Origin of the sequence: Nocardia wallacei (assembly GCF_014466955.1) — a bacterium.
Taxonomy (GTDB): Bacteria; Actinomycetota; Actinomycetes; order Mycobacteriales; family Mycobacteriaceae; genus Nocardia; species Nocardia wallacei.
Window position 1 is genome coordinate 2,688,808 of sequence record NZ_AP023396.1, and the last position, 16,439, is coordinate 2,705,246.

15 protein-coding genes are annotated in these 16,439 nt (G+C 70.8%); 9 read left to right on the plus strand and 6 right to left on the minus strand.

Going from position 1 to position 16,439, the window contains the following annotated elements; translation table 11 throughout:
- Positions 1-138: 138 nt before the first annotated feature.
- Positions 139-723: a cysteine hydrolase family protein gene (locus NWFMUON74_RS12180; protein WP_187687914.1), complete on the minus strand. Its 585-nt coding sequence runs from the start codon at positions 721-723 to the stop codon at positions 139-141.
- A gap of 150 nt (positions 724-873) precedes the next feature.
- Between NWFMUON74_RS12180 and NWFMUON74_RS12185 the strand changes: the two genes are divergently transcribed.
- Entirely contained in the window at positions 874-1,878 is a 1,005-nt protein-coding gene (locus NWFMUON74_RS12185) for a GlxA family transcriptional regulator (RefSeq protein ID WP_187689105.1), read from the plus strand.
- A 224-nt stretch (positions 1,879-2,102) separates the two neighbouring features.
- Here NWFMUON74_RS12185 and sigJ read toward each other — a convergent pair whose 3' ends face one another.
- Positions 2,103-2,993: an RNA polymerase sigma factor SigJ gene (gene sigJ, locus NWFMUON74_RS12190; RefSeq protein ID WP_187687915.1), complete on the minus strand. Its 891-nt coding sequence runs from the start codon at positions 2,991-2,993 to the stop codon at positions 2,103-2,105.
- Positions 2,994-3,129: 136 nt separating this feature from the next.
- Between sigJ and NWFMUON74_RS12195 the strand changes: the two genes are divergently transcribed.
- Positions 3,130-3,720 carry an NADPH-dependent FMN reductase gene (locus NWFMUON74_RS12195; RefSeq protein WP_187687916.1) on the plus strand — a complete coding sequence of 197 codons (591 nt, stop codon included), beginning with the start codon at positions 3,130-3,132 and terminating at the stop codon, positions 3,718-3,720.
- Entirely contained in the window at positions 3,717-4,202 is a 486-nt protein-coding gene (locus tag NWFMUON74_RS12200) for a nuclear transport factor 2 family protein (RefSeq protein WP_187687917.1), read from the plus strand. Before NWFMUON74_RS12195 ends, NWFMUON74_RS12200 begins: the two co-directional genes overlap by 4 nt.
- Before the next feature lie 18 nt (positions 4,203-4,220).
- Here NWFMUON74_RS12200 and NWFMUON74_RS12205 read toward each other — a convergent pair whose 3' ends face one another.
- Positions 4,221-5,594, minus strand: a complete 1,374-nt coding sequence (locus tag NWFMUON74_RS12205) for a lipase family protein (protein WP_187687918.1) — start codon at positions 5,592-5,594, stop codon at positions 4,221-4,223.
- A gap of 295 nt (positions 5,595-5,889) precedes the next feature.
- Here NWFMUON74_RS12205 and NWFMUON74_RS12210 point away from each other — a divergent pair, with 295 nt between their 5' ends.
- Entirely contained in the window at positions 5,890-6,981 is a 1,092-nt protein-coding gene (locus tag NWFMUON74_RS12210) for an alpha/beta hydrolase (protein WP_187687919.1), read from the plus strand.
- Positions 6,982-6,989: 8 nt separating this feature from the next.
- On the opposite strand, the gene NWFMUON74_RS12215 is transcribed toward NWFMUON74_RS12210, so the two are convergent.
- Positions 6,990-8,573 (minus strand): glycosyltransferase family 39 protein, encoded by a 1,584-nt coding sequence (locus tag NWFMUON74_RS12215; RefSeq protein WP_187687920.1) that lies wholly within the window; start codon positions 8,571-8,573, stop codon positions 6,990-6,992.
- Positions 8,574-8,894: 321 nt separating this feature from the next.
- Between NWFMUON74_RS12215 and NWFMUON74_RS12220 the strand changes: the two genes are divergently transcribed.
- The 4 genes from NWFMUON74_RS12220 (at position 8,895) to NWFMUON74_RS12235 (ending at position 13,170) form a co-directional block, all read left to right on the plus strand.
- Positions 8,895-9,386 carry a nitroreductase/quinone reductase family protein gene (locus NWFMUON74_RS12220; protein WP_232110983.1) on the plus strand — a complete coding sequence of 164 codons (492 nt, stop codon included), beginning with the start codon at positions 8,895-8,897 and terminating at the stop codon, positions 9,384-9,386.
- Positions 9,387-9,491: 105 nt separating this feature from the next.
- The gene (locus NWFMUON74_RS12225) at positions 9,492-10,142 is read left to right on the plus strand and encodes an arsenate reductase ArsC (RefSeq protein ID WP_187689107.1); all 651 of its coding nucleotides are present in this window, start codon (positions 9,492-9,494) and stop codon (positions 10,140-10,142) included.
- A gap of 64 nt (positions 10,143-10,206) precedes the next feature.
- Positions 10,207-11,655 carry a serine/threonine-protein kinase gene (locus NWFMUON74_RS12230; protein WP_187687921.1) on the plus strand — a complete coding sequence of 483 codons (1,449 nt, stop codon included), beginning with the start codon at positions 10,207-10,209 and terminating at the stop codon, positions 11,653-11,655.
- A 15-nt stretch (positions 11,656-11,670) separates the two neighbouring features.
- Entirely contained in the window at positions 11,671-13,170 is a 1,500-nt protein-coding gene (locus NWFMUON74_RS12235) for a serine/threonine-protein kinase (RefSeq protein WP_232110984.1), read from the plus strand.
- Between the two features lie 9 nt (positions 13,171-13,179).
- Here the strand turns inward: NWFMUON74_RS12235 and NWFMUON74_RS12240 are convergent, their stop codons facing one another.
- Complete coding sequence (locus NWFMUON74_RS12240) at positions 13,180-13,527, minus strand: hypothetical protein (RefSeq protein WP_187687923.1); 348 nt, start codon at positions 13,525-13,527, stop codon at positions 13,180-13,182.
- Between the two features lie 151 nt (positions 13,528-13,678).
- The gene (locus NWFMUON74_RS12245; RefSeq protein ID WP_232110985.1) at positions 13,679-15,391 is read right to left on the minus strand and encodes a hypothetical protein; all 1,713 of its coding nucleotides are present in this window, start codon (positions 15,389-15,391) and stop codon (positions 13,679-13,681) included.
- A gap of 233 nt (positions 15,392-15,624) precedes the next feature.
- On the opposite strand from NWFMUON74_RS12245, the gene NWFMUON74_RS12250 reads away from it, so the two are divergent.
- Positions 15,625-16,437 (plus strand): DUF72 domain-containing protein, encoded by an 813-nt coding sequence (locus NWFMUON74_RS12250; protein WP_187687924.1) that lies wholly within the window; start codon positions 15,625-15,627, stop codon positions 16,435-16,437.
- The last annotated feature ends 2 nt before the right edge of the window (positions 16,438-16,439 follow it).

Below are 16,439 nucleotides of genomic sequence, written 5' to 3' on the forward strand. Positions count from 1 at the left end.
GGGCTGTGGTCGCTCATCACGGCCGGGTCCGCGCGGTTCCCATCGTTGACAAGTGTCGGATGTCACGCGCTGCCGCGCGGCCTGTGGGCCGGACCGCGCCGCCGGTCATGCCGAAGGTTTGCCCGGCCCCATCGAGCGCTAGCGGAGTTCGTCGGGCGAGGCGACGACGACCCCGTACAGGTCGGTGATGGTGGCCAGGGCGCTGTGGTGCACCTCGTCGGCGGTCAGATCGGTGCTCGCGACGGGCAGTGAGCGGGTCGCTGTGGCCTGCGCGACGACCGTGGGGCGGTGACCGCGCAGGAAGGCGCCCTGCGCGGTGAACGTCACGCACATGTGCGTCATCCAGCCCGCGATCACCACGTCGCCGCCCGCCGGGAGATGGGTGTCGAGGTCGGTGTCGTGGAAGGCGTCCGGGGCGTGCTTGACGACGACGGGCTCACCATCGATCGGCGCGAGGCGGGGATGGATCGCGCCGATCTCGGCGCGGATGTCGTAGGGCGTGCCGGGGCCGCCGTCGTGCATCACGTGCACCACCCCGGCGCCCTCCAGACGGGCGCGGTCGAGCAGGCGGGCGGCGGTCTCGAGCGCGGCCTCCCAGCCGTCGAGTTCCATCACGCCGCGGGTGTAGGTGTTCTGGAAATCGATCAGCAGCAGGGTCGAATTCGCCAGTTCGGCCGGAGTCTGGTCGAGACCCTGGATTTCGCGCAGCGTGGTTCGGGACATGGGTAAACCGCCTGGAAGTAGTAGGGAGGGGGAGCGGCACGCCGGGGGCGTCGGCCGTGATCACCACGGTATGCACCGCGGCGAGTGTCGGCAATGACGCATAACATGCAGATACCGACATCATCGGGTGAAGGAGTTTCCGTGCCGCACATGCCGCGACGCCGCATCGTCATCGTCGTCTTCGAGGGCGTCGACCTGCTCGACATCACCGGCCCGCCAGAGGTTTTCGCACTCGCGCGGCGCGAGACCGAGGACGCGGCGGACTACGAGGTCGTCCTGGCCGCGCGCACCCTGGACCCGGTCACCACCGGCGCCCGCGTGCGGGTGCTGCCCGACATCACCTTCGATCGCGCCGCGGCCGAGCACATCGACACGCTCGTCGTGCCCGGTGCCGTGGAGACCGACGGCGCGGGCCGGGTCCGCCCGGTCATCGATCCGGACCTGGTGGCCTGGGTGCGCAAGCTCGCCGACCGCGCTCGCCGGGTGGCCTCCGTGTGCGTCGGCGCGCACCTGCTGGCCGCAGCGGGTCTGCTGGCGGGCAAGCGCGCCACGACGCACTGGTCCACCGCGCGCCAACTGGCCCACGACCACCCGGAGATCGAGGTCGACGCCGACCCCATCTTCATCCGGCACGGCGATGTCTGGACCGGCGCCGGAATCAGTGCGTGCCTTGACCTTTCGCTCGCGCTCATCGCCGACGACCTGGGCGAGGACGTCGCCCTGCGGGTGGCGCGGCAGCTCGTCATGTACCTCAAGCGCCCGAGCGGGCAGAGCCAGTTCAGCGTCCCCCTCGAACAGGTCTCCGCCACCAGGCGCATCGAAGACCTGCGGCACTACATCCTGCGGCACCTGGCCGATCCGCTCACCGTCGCCGACCTCGCCGCGTACGCCCACGTCAGCGACCGCCACCTGACCCGGCTGTGCAAGACCGAACTCGGCACGACCCCGCACGCCTACATCGAATCGCTGCGCGTGGAACAGGCCCGCCGCGAACTGGAAACCTCGGATGAGACCCTCGACCGCATCGCCGCCCGCTGCGGCTTCGGCACCACCGACACCCTCGTCCGCGCCTTCCGCCGCCGCCTGAACACCACACCCACCGACTACCGCCGCCGATTCCGGACCACGGCACCGCCGCGCGCGGCGACGGCCTGACAGTCGGTCGGCACCCTCACGCCGCCCCGCGCGGCAACGGCCTGGCGGTTCAGTCGGTGCCATCACGTCGCCTTGTGCGGCAACGGCCTGGCGGTTCAGTCGGCACCCTCGCGTCGCTCTGTGTGGCGGCGGTCCGGTGTTTCGGGCGGTGCCCTCGCGTCGCCCTGTGTGGCGGCGGTCCAACGGTTCAGTCGGTAACACCACACCGCCGCGTGCCGCGACGTTCAGGCGGTGGTCCAGGGGCGCAGCTTGTGCGGGTTGCGGATTACCCAGATTCGGGTGATTCGGTCGTCGGCGATGTCGAAGGCGTAGACCGAGACGACGGCGCCGTCCTGCTCGGCCACCAGGCCCGGCTGGCCGTTCACCGTGCGTTCCAGCAGGGTGATCTCGGGGGCGCGGGCGGCGATGGCGAGCCAGGTGTGGGCGATCTGCTCGCCGCCCTCGATCGGGTGTAGGAAGGCGGGGGCCAGGCCGCCGCTGTCGGCGGTCGCGGTGGCGTGCGGGTCGAGCAGGCCGATCAGTGCCTCGATGTCGCGAGTTTCCCACGCGCGCTTGAAATCTCGCACCACCTCGGCGCGCTGCGGCGTGGCCGGACCCGGCGCGGTGCGCAGGCGGCGGCGGGCGGAGGAGGCGAGCTGGCGGCAGGCCGCGGGGGTGCGCCCGACGATGCCGGCGACCTCGGCGAAGGAGTAGCGGAACACGTCGTGCAGCACGAACGACACCCGCTCGGCCGGCGTCATGGCATCCAGTACGACGAGGAAGGCCATGCTGATCGACTCGTCGAGGGTGACCCGATCGGCCGGATCGGCGGGCGCCGGACCGCCCAGCCACTCGCCGCGGTCGGGCACCGGCTCCGGAATCCATTCGCCCACATAGCGTTCGCGCCGGGCGCGGGCCGAGCCGAGCAGATCGAGGCAGATGCGGCTGGCGACGGTGGTGAGCCACGCGCCCGGCGCGGCGACCTCGCGCCGTTGCGCTTCCGGCAGCGCGTACCACCGCGCGTAGGTCTCCTGGACCACATCCTCGGCCTCGGCGAGCGAACCGAGCAGCCGGTAGGCCAGATTGATCAGCTGGCGGCGCTCGCTGATCACCGCGCGCAGGTGCGGGTCGGTCATGGTTCGGCTCCTTCGGTCGGTGCGGCCCTCACCCGATACGACGAAACGGCGACCCGGACTGTGAGGCGGCCTGACATTCCGGCGGGCCGCGTCGTCGGAAGGTCGTGACGCATTCAGCAGAACAGGAGTTCCGGCCATGACGCGAATCGGCATCATCCTCGGCAGTACCCGGCCCAACCGCAACGGCCCGCAGGTCGCCCGGTGGGTCCTGGACACGGCCGCGCGGCGCGGCGACGCCGAATTCGAACTGATCGATCTGATCGACCACCCGCTGCCCCATCTGGACGAGCCCGTGGCCCCGATGTTCGGGCCGTCGGTCCACGAGCACACCCGCGCCTGGGCCGCGCGGATCGCTCCCCTCGACGGGTTCGTGATCGTGACCCCCGAATACAACCATGCGGCGCCCGGTGTGCTGAAGAACGCCATCGACCACCTGTACGCGGAGTGGGTGGACAAGGCGGTCGGGTTCGTCTCGTACGGGGCCGGTGGCGGCGTGCGGGCGGTGGAACAGCTGCGGCTGGTCTGCGGCGGGCTGGGGATGGCCGCCGTGGGCCGCCAGGTCGCCCTCTCGGTACTCACCGATTTCGAGAACTACACCACCTTCGTGCCCCGCGACGACCACGTGACGGCCCTGAACGCGCTGCTGGACCAGGTGATCGTCTGGACCGACGCGCTGGCTCCGCTCCGGCAGGCCGCACGCACCGCCCCCGTGGGAGCCCGATCATGATCAGCGACAACGACTTTCGATCCCTCGCCGACCGTGTCGAGATCGAGGCACTGCGGGCCGCGTTCCCCGACGCGGTGATGCTGCGCGACTTCGACCGTCTGGCGGCGCTGTTCACCGACGACGCGGTGCTACGCATCCCGGACGCGCACATCGAGGTGGCCGGGCGCGCCGCCCTCCGGGCGGCCATGCCGCGCATGCAGGACGCGTGGGAGTACTTCGTGCAGCACACCCATCCCGGCGCCACCGAGATCGACGGCGACACCGCGTCCGGCCGCGCGCACATCTGCGAATTCGGCCGTTTGCGCGGCGGCGGTTCGCATCTGAACTACGCCATCTACCACGATCGCTACCGGCGCACCCCCGACGGCTGGAAGTTCACCGAGCGCACCTACGAGATCCGCTACCTCGACAACTCGCCGCTGCCGGGCTCGCTGCCGGGACCGGACGGGATCGATCCGGAAGCGATCAGCGGTCAACGGTAACGCCGGGCGCTGCCTTCCCTACCGATGCCCCGCGGGCGCGACCGCGGGGCATTCGTCCGGCGCGGGCTCCCCCCGCAACCGTCGATCGAGCCAGTCGACGGCGCCGGAGAAACCGGCGAGCAGGCCGATGACGTGTTCACCGGGCACCTGGCGGGAAACGGCGGGAATTCCCCGCGCGCACTGCTCCCGATACAGGGCCTGGGATTGTTCGGCGGGAATCCAGATGTCGTGTGCCCCGTGATAGATCAACAGCGGCGCGCCGGAGGTTCGGTCCCGCAGATCCGATTGCCGGAATATCGCTTCGGCGATATCGCTGCCGAGCGGATCGGCGGTATTCGCGACGACCTCGATCGGAATTCCGACGACACCGAGCGGGCCGTTGCTGTCGCCGCAGGTCTCTTTTATCGGCGAGGTCGCCAGCCATTGTCCGAGGTGATTCAGGTACCGCAACATATCCGGATGTTCGCGGGCCATGGCCGCGGCCACCACCAGCAGAATGCCGGAGGCCATATTGCCGTTGAAGCGCTGCGCGATCGCACGGTAATCGGTGACCAGCCCGCCCATCGAGGCACCGACCAGCACTCCGGCCAGTTCGGGCGCGTACTCGTGCAGCAGCATGGCGGTGGCGTAGGAGGCGATCGCGCCGCCGGAGTAGCCACCCACGGCGAACCGGCTGCCGCCGAACTCGCCCGGCGCTACCGCCCGCGTCGCGCGCATGGCGTCGAGCACGACGTGCCCGGCGACGGTCGGCTCGGCGTAGGACATCCACGGGCCCTCGTGATCGGGGATCAGCACGGCGTATCCGCGGCTCAGTCCCCACCAGGTGGTGGGCGGGAACAGATCGCCGGCGCTGAACTTGCTGTGCGGGCCGTGCGCCATCGCGTAGCCGGGCGTGCAGCGCAGCCCCAGCGAGTTGATCGGCAGCGCGTTCACCAGGACCGGGCGGTCGCCGGACCATTCGGCGGCCGGAATCACCAGTGTCGCCGTGCCGAACGACGGCTCGCCCGACGCGGCGGTGGTCCGGAACTTCATCAATACCGCGCGCCGGATCGGAACCACCGCCAGCGGCGCGGCCGTCGCCGTCACGTCCCGCCATTGGATGATGTCGCCGGGAACGCGCCGGTCGAGGTCGGCGGGCCAGGCGTCGAAGATCGGGTCGTTCGCCGGGGGCGACAGCACACCCCGCCACAGCGCCGACAGTTCCCGCGTCAGCTGGGCGCCGGGTGGCGACGGTGCCTGCGGCAGCAGCGGCGGCGGCACGGTGCGATCTATCCAGTCCTGCACGCCGTCCGGGCCCGCGTCGGCGCTCGCGGGGCCGTGTGGTCCCAGCAGCAGACATCCGGCCAGCAGGCCGACCACGATCGCACGTACCGATCTCGATGGTCCCCACATTGTTCGCGCTCCCGGTCTCGAACCGACACCACCATCGTCTACCCGGCCATACGGTAATCGCCACCTATGCGTGCATCCAGTGCACACCCGGATTCGGTGAACCTCACGGTCGGGGTGAAAGCCGCGTGAGGATATCGCACTGCGGCCGTTACCCGAGTTCGCGGAATTGTGGCATTTACCGGAGCGGGCAGTGCCCGGCTACCGAGAATTCTCAGAAACGCGGGCGGACCTTGCCGGTCCGCGTCCGCGCGTCCTAGCGTCGGCGCGGTCGGGTTTCCGGCAGGGAGGTCGTCGTATGAGGGTCCGCGCTCGGCAACGGTCGGTCCGCCGCGGGCATGCGCGGCGGCTGGCCGTGCTGTGCTGCGCCACCGCGTTGACCTGTACCACCGGCCCGGCCGTGGCCGACCCCGCGCCGGACGTCCCGGTGGCCGTGCGCGCCCTGGCCGCCGCGGAACCGGCCGCCGACGGATCCCGGCTGCTCACCGCCGTGCAAGGTCCGGGCCGCGTGGTCGACCTGACCGTCCACTCCGCCGCCATGGGCCGCCCGCTGACCGTGGAAGTTCTTCCGGCAGTGGATGGTTCGCGTCCCGCGCCGACGCTGTATCTGCTGAACGGAGTCGACGGCGGCACCGACACCGGCGACTGGCGCGAGGGCAGCAACTGGCTGACGAAGACCGACGTCGCCGAGTTCTTCGCCGACAAACAGGTCACTGTGGTCGTTCCGATCGGCGGGGCGGGCAGCTTCTTCGCCGACTGGCGCGCCGACGACCCGGTGCACGGGCGGCAGCGCTGGACCACCTTCCTCACCCGTGAACTGCCACCGGTCATCGACTCCGCCTTCCACGGCAGCGGCGCCAATGCCATCGCCGGACTGTCCATGGCGAGTATCTCGGTGTTCCAACTCGCGCTGGCCGCGCCGGGGTTGTTCCGCGCGATCGGGTCCTACAGCGGTTGCGCGCGCACCAGCGATCCGATGGGCCAGGTCATGGTCGACGCCATCGTGACCGCGCGGCGCGGCAACACGCTCAATATGTGGGGGCCGCCGACCGACCCCGCCTGGGCGGCCAACGACCCGTACCTGCGCGCCGCCGAACTGCGCGGCACCGCCATCTACGTGGCCAGCGGGAACGGCGCTCCCGGACCGCTGGACACGCTCGACGGGCCGGGCATTCACGCCAACCCGGTGAAGCTGATCGATCAGCTCGTCATCGGCGGCCTGCTGGACGCGGTGGCCGGGCGCTGCACCGCGCAGTTGCGGGACAGGCTGCGGGAGCTGGATATTCCCGCGACCTTCGATCTGCGACCCAACGGCACGCATTCGTGGGGTTACTGGCAGCAGGATCTGCACAACTCGTGGCCGGTGCTCGGCGCGGCACTGGCCGACTGAACCGGCCGTCAGCGCACGGTGCCGTCGACCATCGGCAGCGTCAGCATGCCCGGCCACGCCCGCGACCACGGCTCGTCGGGAAACATGCAGTGCCACACCGTCACTCCGCGATCGACACCGGGAAAGCCGAGGCGCTCATCGAGCCGCGCCACGGGGGTGGCCGCGGCGAACCTCGTCCGCAGCGCCGTGCCCGGATCCTCGACGCCGACGTACAGCACGGTCGTCGCGCTGTCCGGCGGCGGGCCGAAATAGCCGTAGCCGCGGTGGGGGCTGTACACGTCGGGCAGGGTGCCGGCGCCGAACCGCTCCAGTGCCGCTGCCTGCCAATAGTTCTGGGTCACGATCACCAGGTCGCGGCGCTCCCCGGGTGGGATGCGCCGCACCGTATCCGTCACGGTGGCCACCAGCCGGTCCCAGCCGTTGGACCCGTAAAGCCGGCTGCGCCAATCGATCTGAGCGTACCTGTCGGTCGGCTCGGTCAGCCGCGCGGAGGAAAGCGGGAGCACCAGCACCGCGGCCACGGTCACCGCCGTGGCGAGCGCCAGCAGTCCGGCACCGGCCGCCCGCGCGCGCCGGGACAGTTCGCGATCGGCCAGATACACCGCTCCGGCGGCGAACAGCCCGGGAAAGGCGCCGGCCACGAAGTACGGCCGCAGCCCACCGGCGACCACGCCGACCAGCCCGATCGCGACCATCGGGATCACGAAGCGACAGGGCCGCAGGCGATCCCACCGCAGCCCGGCCCACATGCCCGCCAGCAGCAGCAATCCCAGCGGCCCGGTCACCAGGACGATCTGCACCGGCATGCCGATCAGGCCGCTGGTCGCCAGCTGCTCCGCGCGGACCACCGCGCCCATCGCCAGCTGCGGCCAGCCGTGGGCTTGCTGCCACAGCGCGGTCGGTATCGCCGAGACCGCCAGCAGCGCCGACCCGCCCCACCACGCCGGGCGCCGCATCATGTCGCGGGGACCGAAGACGGCCACGCCCAGCGTCAGCCCCGCCCACACGATCGGAATGAGCCACTTCACCTGGAAGTCCACGGCCGCGACGGCTCCGGCCAGCCACAGCAGGTGGTCGGCGCGGGTGCGCACCCAGCGGATCCACAGCCACGCCACCAGCGCGGTAAGTGTCACGTCGACGGCGAAGGTGCTCAGCATCGCCGACTGCGTCACCGCCATCGGCGTCGTGGCGTACGCCGCGGCCGCCAGCACCTGCGGCCACCGGCCGCCGCCGAACTCCCGCGCGGTCGAGGCGCTGAGCAGGATCGCCGCCACGGTCAGCAGCACCGCGGGCAACCGCAACGCCACCGGCGAACCCGGTGCGACGAGATCCGCGGCCGCCGCCAGCAACGGTACGACCGGCCCCTGATCGGCATATCCGAATGCCGGACGATGGCCCGCCGCAATGAAATACAGTTCGTCGCCGCCGAAGGGATAACGCCCGGCCCGAGCGGCGAACAACACCGCGGCGAGCGTCGCGACGAGGCCGACCTCGCGCCACGCGAAGGGCGGGAGAGTGACCGCCGACCGCACCTCGGCCGATAATCCGATGACCGAATTCCCGTCCCGCGCAACGACAACGCTGTCCGGCATGCTGTTCCTCCCGGATTCGGACGTGCGAAATCACCGAAATTCCGATCCGAAATCCTTCGGTGCGCACAGATGCGCCGAAAAATGAAGTGTCCGCGCAATTCTCACCACTTCCCGACCATTCGATCGTAATACTCCCGTGATCGTCACAGAACAGTCCGATCCGAAAACCGGCCACCACACAACCCGTCGCCACAACCGGCTGTGAGTGTGCACCACGTGAGATCGGTGACCATGGACCCTGGACAGCGGACGGTGGGGTGCCGAAGCTGGGGACGACCGAGCGACGCCGGGACGGCCCGGCCGAGTGGGAAGAGGTTTCGCGTGTCATCGGAAAAGCACAGTGCGGCAAGGCTTCCGCCGCGGTGGTTCATCGTGCTCGCCTGGTACACCCATCGTGCCCTGTATCGCGTGTCCCGCGGCCGGGCCGGGCTGTGGCAGCCCAAGGACAGCGCGCACTGGGGGACGATGCGGCTCACCGTCACCGGACGGCGTACCGGCCGGGCGCGCAGCGTGCTGCTCGGATACTTCGAGGACGGCCCGAACCTGGTGACGCTCGCGATGAACGGCTGGGGCGAGGGGGAACCGGCGTGGTGGCTCAATCTTCTGGCGAATCCCGACGCGACGGTGGAGCTGAAGGGTGGTTTCCGCACGGTGCGCGGCCGCGCCGCCGAGGGAGCCGAGCGTGCGCGGCTGTGGGAGCAGTGGCGGCAGCGGGAGCGCGATCTCGATGGTCATGCCGCCCTGCGCTCCGGGGAGACGGCCGTCGTGGTCCTGGAACCGCGCACCGCGAGTACGGCCGCCGGTGGCCGATAGGTTCGGAAACGGTTCACCTGGGTTTTGTTGTCGCGGAAGGCAGTCGGTGTCACGCTGAGTTCCGTGGCTACGTCCGAGCGGACCCTCCGGGCCGGATACGCCGAGATCACTCCGGCGTACCGGCTGCTCGACATCGTGCACGCCACCGCGCTCGCGCGGGCCGAGCGGCGGCTGCAGCGCGAATTCACGATCCTGTTCGACGCCAACACCATTCACCGTTTCCTGCACGAGTCCTACGCGCAGATCGGGGCGCGGGCGCCGGTGAAGCTGTACCTGCCGCTGCTGGCCGAACGCTTCGCCCGCCAGCAGTTGCACGCCCGCGCGAAGGTGGAGGGCCGCGTCGAGCACGCCATGCCGGTGGTGCTGTTCCTGTGCACGTTCAACGCCGGACGTTCGCAGATGGCGCTCGGCTTCTTCGAGCACTACGCGCGGGGCCGGATGCTGGCCTGGTCGGGCGGATCGGAACCGAGCGGCGCGCTCAACCGGGCGGCCGTCGCGGCGATGGCCGAGGTGGGGATCGACATCTCCCACGAATTCCCGAAGACCTGGACCGACGAGATCATCCGGGCCGCCGATGTCATCGTCACCATGGGCTGCGGCGACCTGTGCCCCCAGTTACCCGGTGTGCGGCACGAGGAGTGGATCGTGGACGACCCGGCCGGGTTGCCGGTGGCCGAGGTGCGGCCGATCCGCGACGAGTTGCGCCGGCGCGTGATCGACCTGCTGACCAGCCTGGGTCTCACGATCGCCGCCTGATTTCCGCGCCCGCGCCCGCGCGCCGCTGCGGTAATCTCTGGCGGGGCAGGAGGAGGTTCCAGCGGTGAGGTTGGCGGCGGGGGACGTATTCGCCGGATACCGGGTGATCCGGCTGCTGGGCGCCGGTGGGATGGGGCGGGTGTACCTTGCCGAGCATCCGCGGTTGCCCCGGCGCGATGCGCTGAAGATCCTCGATCCGGTGCCGGGCGCCGACGCCGAGTTCCGGCTCCGCTTCCTGCGCGAGGCGGAACTCGCTGCGCGACTGGAACATCCGAATGTGGTCTCGATCTACGACCGTGGCGCCGAGGGCGAGATGCTGTGGCTGGCGATGCGCTACGTCGAGGGCACCGACCTGGCCGGACTGATCCGGCAGGGCCCGGGGGCGCTGCCCGCGCACCGGGCCGTGCGGATCATCGGCGCGGCCGCTCGCGGCCTGGATGCCGCGCACCGGGCCGGGTTGCTGCACCGGGATGTCAAACCGGCCAACATTCTGGTCGCCACCGGTGACGACGGATCCGATATCGTGCGGATCACCGACTTCGGCATCGCCCGGCCGCTCGACTCCGGCACCTCGGTGACGGCCACGGGGTCGATCGCGGCCAGCCTCGCCTATGCCGCACCCGAACAATTCGAGGGCCGGCCGCTGGGCCCGCGCACCGACGTCTACGCCCTGGGCGCCACGCTGTTCGAAACACTGACCGGCCGTGTGCCTTTCGCCGGCCGGTCGATGGCCGCGGTGCTGCACGCCCATCTCAGCGAGCCGCCGCCGCGGCCGTCCGCGGTCGCCGCGGTGCCCCCGGCGCTCGACGCGGTGATCGCCCGCGCGATGGCGAAGGATCCGGCGGAGCGGTTCGGCAGTTGCGGTGAGCTCGCCGCGGCCGCCGAACAGGCACTGGACCCGCCGCCCGCGGTGCGCGGAGCCCGCCCGGTGGCGGTGCCCGCCCTGATCCTCACCCTCGCGGTGGTGATGATCGCGGCCGTGATACTCCTCGCGACGCGGCCGGGTGACGGCGTCACCGGTAACGCGGTGGCCGCGAACACCACCACCGCCCCGGCTGCCCCGCCCGCATCGTCGGTGCCGACCACACCGGCGGCCGCGGCGTGGGGTCCGGCCGCCTACATCGTCGCCGCCTTTCCCGGGCTGCTGCCCGCCGACCCGGAAGGCGCCGGGTACCAAGGCATGCGCTGTGCGCTGAACGACGATTCGGGTACCTGGCTGCACTGCCCGAACACCGACCCGGACCGGTTCAGCGTCAATATCCACTGCGCCGCGGACCGGAGACCGGTGACCTATCGGGCCGATCGCACCGGACTGGCCGATCTGCACGAGGAGGCCTGGACCCGGCCGTCCGGGACCGGCACCGTCCGCTGGGCCTCCGACAGCATCGCCGGATTCGGCCTGCTGGATGTGGCGTTCGACGATCCGGCGCGCAATTTCTGTGTCGTGTCCGCGTCGGGCGGTACCGGGGGACGCGACGTGTACGACAACTGGTGGGCCGCCGCCCCGGTGTGATCGAGGATGACAATCGTGACGCTGCAACCGGATTCGCTGCTGGCCGGGTACCGGATCGAACGGGTGCTCGGCGCCGGCGGGATGGGCACCGTGTATCTGGCCCGCCATCCGCGACTGCCCCGGTCGGTGGCGCTGAAGGTACTCGACCGAGCCGCCGACGCCGAGTTCCGCGCGCGCTTCGACCGCGAGGCCGAACTCGCCGCCCGGCTCGATCACCCGAACGTGGTGGAGATCTACGACCGGGGCGCCGATGCCGGGCATCCCTGGATCGCGATGCGCTACGTGCCGGGCACGGACGTCGGCGGGCTCATTCGGCAAGCCGCGCAAGGGTTGTCGCCGCAACGGGCGGTGCACCTGCTCGCGCAGGCCGCGGCCGGGCTCGACGCCGCACATCGCCGCGGGCTGATCCATCGCGACGTCAAACCGGCGAATCTGCTGGTCGGTTCCGACAACGGCGCCGAGCACGTCTTCGTCACCGATTTCGGCATCGCCCGCGCGGGCGACGACGCCGTGCGGCTCACCGCTACCGGGGCCGTCGTGGCCACGCTCGCCTATGTCGCGCCGGAGCAGATCCTCGGCGCGCCGATCGACCACCGCGTCGATGTCTACTCGCTCGGCTGCACCTGCTACGAAATGCTCACGGGGACAGTTCCCTTCGGCGGCAGGACACCCGCGGCGATGGTGGCCGCCCATCTCGACGCACCGCCGCCGCGCCCGTCCGCGGTGCGGCCGGGGCTGCCACCGGCACTCGACGAGGTGATCGCGCGGGCCATGGCGAAGGATCCGCACCGGCGGTATCCGAGCTGCGGCGCGCTGGCGGCCGCGGCCCGCCAAGCGCTCGACGCGCCACCGCCGACCGGACCGGCGCCGAATAGCGCTGTGCCGCAACGAGTCCGCCGCACGACAGTCGCGGTCGTGGCGGCGGCTGTCGCCGTGATCGCCGCAGTCGCCGTCGCCGCGGCGGTCCTGCTGACCGAGCGCGGCGCTTCCGATCCTGCCGTCACTCCGGTTATCTCCGCGTCGGCCGAGCCCACGGCGACGCCGTCCCCGGGCGCCACCGTCTCCGGCGGACCGCCGCCGATCACGGCGTGGGGCCGCGACAACGATCTCGTCGCCCTGTTTCCCGGCCTGCTGCCGGCTCGACCGGACGGCACCGGCTATCAGGGCGCCCGGTGCGCTGACCTGAACGTCCTGAACAACGGCGGTGCGCCCGCGGTCAGCTGCACCCAGGACAACGGCATCACCTGGACGGTGTGGTCGTTCCGCCGCGGCGACCCACGCCGAGATGCCATGTACACCACCAAGATCGAGAACGACACCACCCGCGAGCAGCCCTGGACCCGGGCGTCGGGCACCGGACGGCTCCGCAGCAGCTACTATCCCGGCGGCGGGAGCGGCCTGCTCACCGTGGCCTTCGACGACCCGGCCCGCGCCTGGACGATCATCGACGTCGGCTGGGACGGCCACACCGGCCAGGACCTCGTGGACACCTGGTGGGCGACCGCGCCCCTCTGACACACCCGGCTAGCGCGCCGACCGCGAGGAATCCGGTTTGATGCGGCCGTGCTGCACCAGGACCGAGAAAGCGATCGCCTTGCTGATGCAATTGTCCGTGCCGCAATTCAGGTGCCGTTGCATTACGCGATGCGCCTCGTCCACCGTCAGCGGGTGGCCCGGCGGCCGGTGCATCGAGGAGGGTAGCCACGTGTCCTCGGAAGGGATTTTTCGGCGGGCCGCCGTGGTGTTCCGGGCCGGAGCGCCGGGCAATTTCCGGCGGCGGCCGTCGGCGCGCAGCGCGGCCAGGTTTATCGCGACGAATGCCGCCAGAAGTGTTCCGGCAACCGCGATGACGGAGAGAGGCCAGTGGAGCATGGCATCGTTCACCTTCTTCCGTGTGGAACGGACTCGACCACCAGTCTCCCGCCCGTGTCACGGCCACCCCTTCTCCGCGATGGGAATGCGCTGACCCGGAATATTCACCTCCCCGGCGAATCCGGTGCAATTTTCAACCAGTCGGATCGATTCACCGCGTGGCGAACTCGGCCAAACGCGTGGACACCACTTCGGGTCGGCCATTGTTCTGATGTTCGGCGGCCGTGAGTACGTCCAGGTGGTTGTATCCGGGCAGGAATATCCGCGTGTCGCGAGGATTGTCCGATTCGGTCACCGGGATTCCGCCGCTGCCGTGGAAAGTGAGGGTGGGATGGCGGCCGATCCCGTCGGGGTGCAGGTGTTGTGCGGCGATCGAGGGCGCCGTGCCCTGCTGCAGATCCAGCGCCAGGCGCGACGGGAAATACCACTCGGTGAAGTCCAGTGGCGACTCGCAGAGGCTGCGCGCGAGCTGGGCGATCGAGGTCACCTCGCTACCGGGCGTGATCGCACCGCCGGAGTCAGCGCCGCCGGAGTCAGCATCGCCGGAGTCAGCGCCGACGGCGTCGTAGTCGATCCAGCGATAGACGGTTCGCGCGTCGAAGCGCGTGGGGGAGACCTTGGGCGCGTCGCCGAAGAAATTCATGGCGATCGGGCTGCGCGCCACGGCGTCGGGCAGCGGAAAGTTCTTGGGGCCCAAGGGGCCACCCGCGACGAAGCCCGTGCTGGCCTGCAGGAATCCCAGCGGTTGCGAATTGTCGTCCAGCAGCGCGCCGAGCACGGCTTCGTTGGTGGCCGACAGCGTCCGCACGTCCGGGCTGCCGGTGGCGAACATGGCCGGGTCCTGCGAGAGCAGAGTGCGCAGGGTGAGGGCGATGTTCGCGTTGTCGGGCAGGCGGCGGACCAGGTCGTCGACGCCCTGCGGGGCCAGCCGGGCGGCGAGCCCGGCCAGCGCCAGCAGGTTGGTCGTCTCCGGGTTGATCACCGCGGGCAGCGCGAGGACCGGCAAGGCGGTGTCCAGTCGCAGCGACAGGTTCTCCAGTCCGGCGGCCACGGCCGGTGGTGGAGACGGAAACTGGAAGCCGCGCAAGGAGATTCCGGCCCGGATGCTGGTGTCCAGGGCGAAATATCCGCCGCACTGGTTGTATCCGGCGTCGTCGGTGGTGGCGGGATCGCCGTCGAAGTCCCAACCCGCGAAGTAGCCGGTCAGGAAACCGCCCAGGGAGTGCCCGCCGCACAACACCTTTCGCTTGCGCAAACCGGGGTCGGGCAGTTCCAGCCGCAGCAGGTCGTACTGGTCGCGCAGGGTCTGGGCCAGGCCCTGATCGCCCAGCCAGCGCGTGGCGTCGCCGGTGGCGTATCCGGCGAAGCGGCGGCCGTCCACCGGCGCGCCGTGGAAGTAGTAGTCCGTCGCGGTATCGAACGAGCCGGAGCGCAGGGCGGCCGCCGTGCCGGTGTGGTCCTCGAGGCAGTTGGATCGGCGGTCCAGCGCCCAGAACTCGATGTGCGCGCCGTGTTCGGCCGCCCGCGCGACCGTGTTGCGCGCGACGCTGTCGAAGGCGCCCGCGCCCTCGAAGATGCCGGGCTGGGCGACCAGGATGCGGTCCGCGTCGGCCGCGTCCGCCGGTCCGTCCACCGAACGCCAGCGCAGATACGACAGGCTGTCGCACGCGGCGGGATGTGCGGGCGCTCCGGCGGGCAGCGGCACCGTCCGGGTCACGGCGGTCGCGACCACCGAGGTCACCGGCGCGGACGAGGCATATCCGAACTCCGTCCGCCCCGGCTCCGCCGTGGCCACCGCGTGTCCGCTCAGACAGCACACGGTGAGTGCCGCACACAGCACGCCCGCCCGATTCTTCCGCGACATCCGAGACTCCTTCGCCGACCGATGACATGGAACCGGACCGGGTCGTGCGGCAGGACAGGTGCGGCGGACATGGTCACTACTCACAACGACAGGCCGAAAACATTGCGGCGGAACACAAATGCTGACGAGCCACCGGCCATCGGCGCACCCGGGCCATACTGGGCCGACCACGTGCCGGTGGCTGCGCGCGAGGTGTCCCGATTGCCGGGCGCGGACGGGGGAATCGCTGCGATATGGCACTGATCGTGGGCACCTCGGGATGGCAGTACGCGGACTGGCGCGGCGTGTTCTACCCCAAGGGCGTCGCGCAGCGGCGCTGGCTGGAGCACTACGCGCGCTCGTTCGCCACGGTGGAGTTGAACGCCGCCTTCTACCGGCCGATGCCACGGACGACGTTCGAAGGCTGGCGGGCGCGCACTCCCGACGATTTCGTCATGGCGGTCAAGGCGACGCGGGTGCTGACGCACAATCGGCGATTGCTCGATCCGCAGATCCCGCTCGAGCGCATGATCGAGGCGGCCCGCGGCCTCGGGGACAAGCTCGGCCCGCTGCTGATCCAATTGCCGCCCAATCTGCCCGCGGCGCCGGACCGGCTGGCCGCCGTGCTGAGCCCGATCCCCGACGATCTGCGCGTTGTCGTCGAGCCGCGCCACGAGACGTGGTGGACCGACGAGGTGCGCGCCGTGCTGGAACGCCACAACGCGGCCCTGTGCTGGGCCGACCGGCTGAACCGGCCCGTCACGCCGCTGTGGCGCACCGCGGACTGGGCCTACCTGCGTTTCCACGAGGGCACCGGGACGCCGTGGCCCTGCTACGAGGAGGACGTCCTCGCCGACTGGGTGCACCGGCTGAACGAGACCTGGGACGCGACTCGGGACATCTACGTGTACTTCAACAACGATCCCGGCGGCGCGGCCATCCACAACGCCATCCGCTTCGCCGACCTGGCCCGCGCCACGGGCAGATGCGTCACCCGCACCCCCGCGCCGCTGCCCCCGGCCGTCGACCCGCCGGAGGTGTCCCGGGAGTGGAACACGCCCTGGTGATG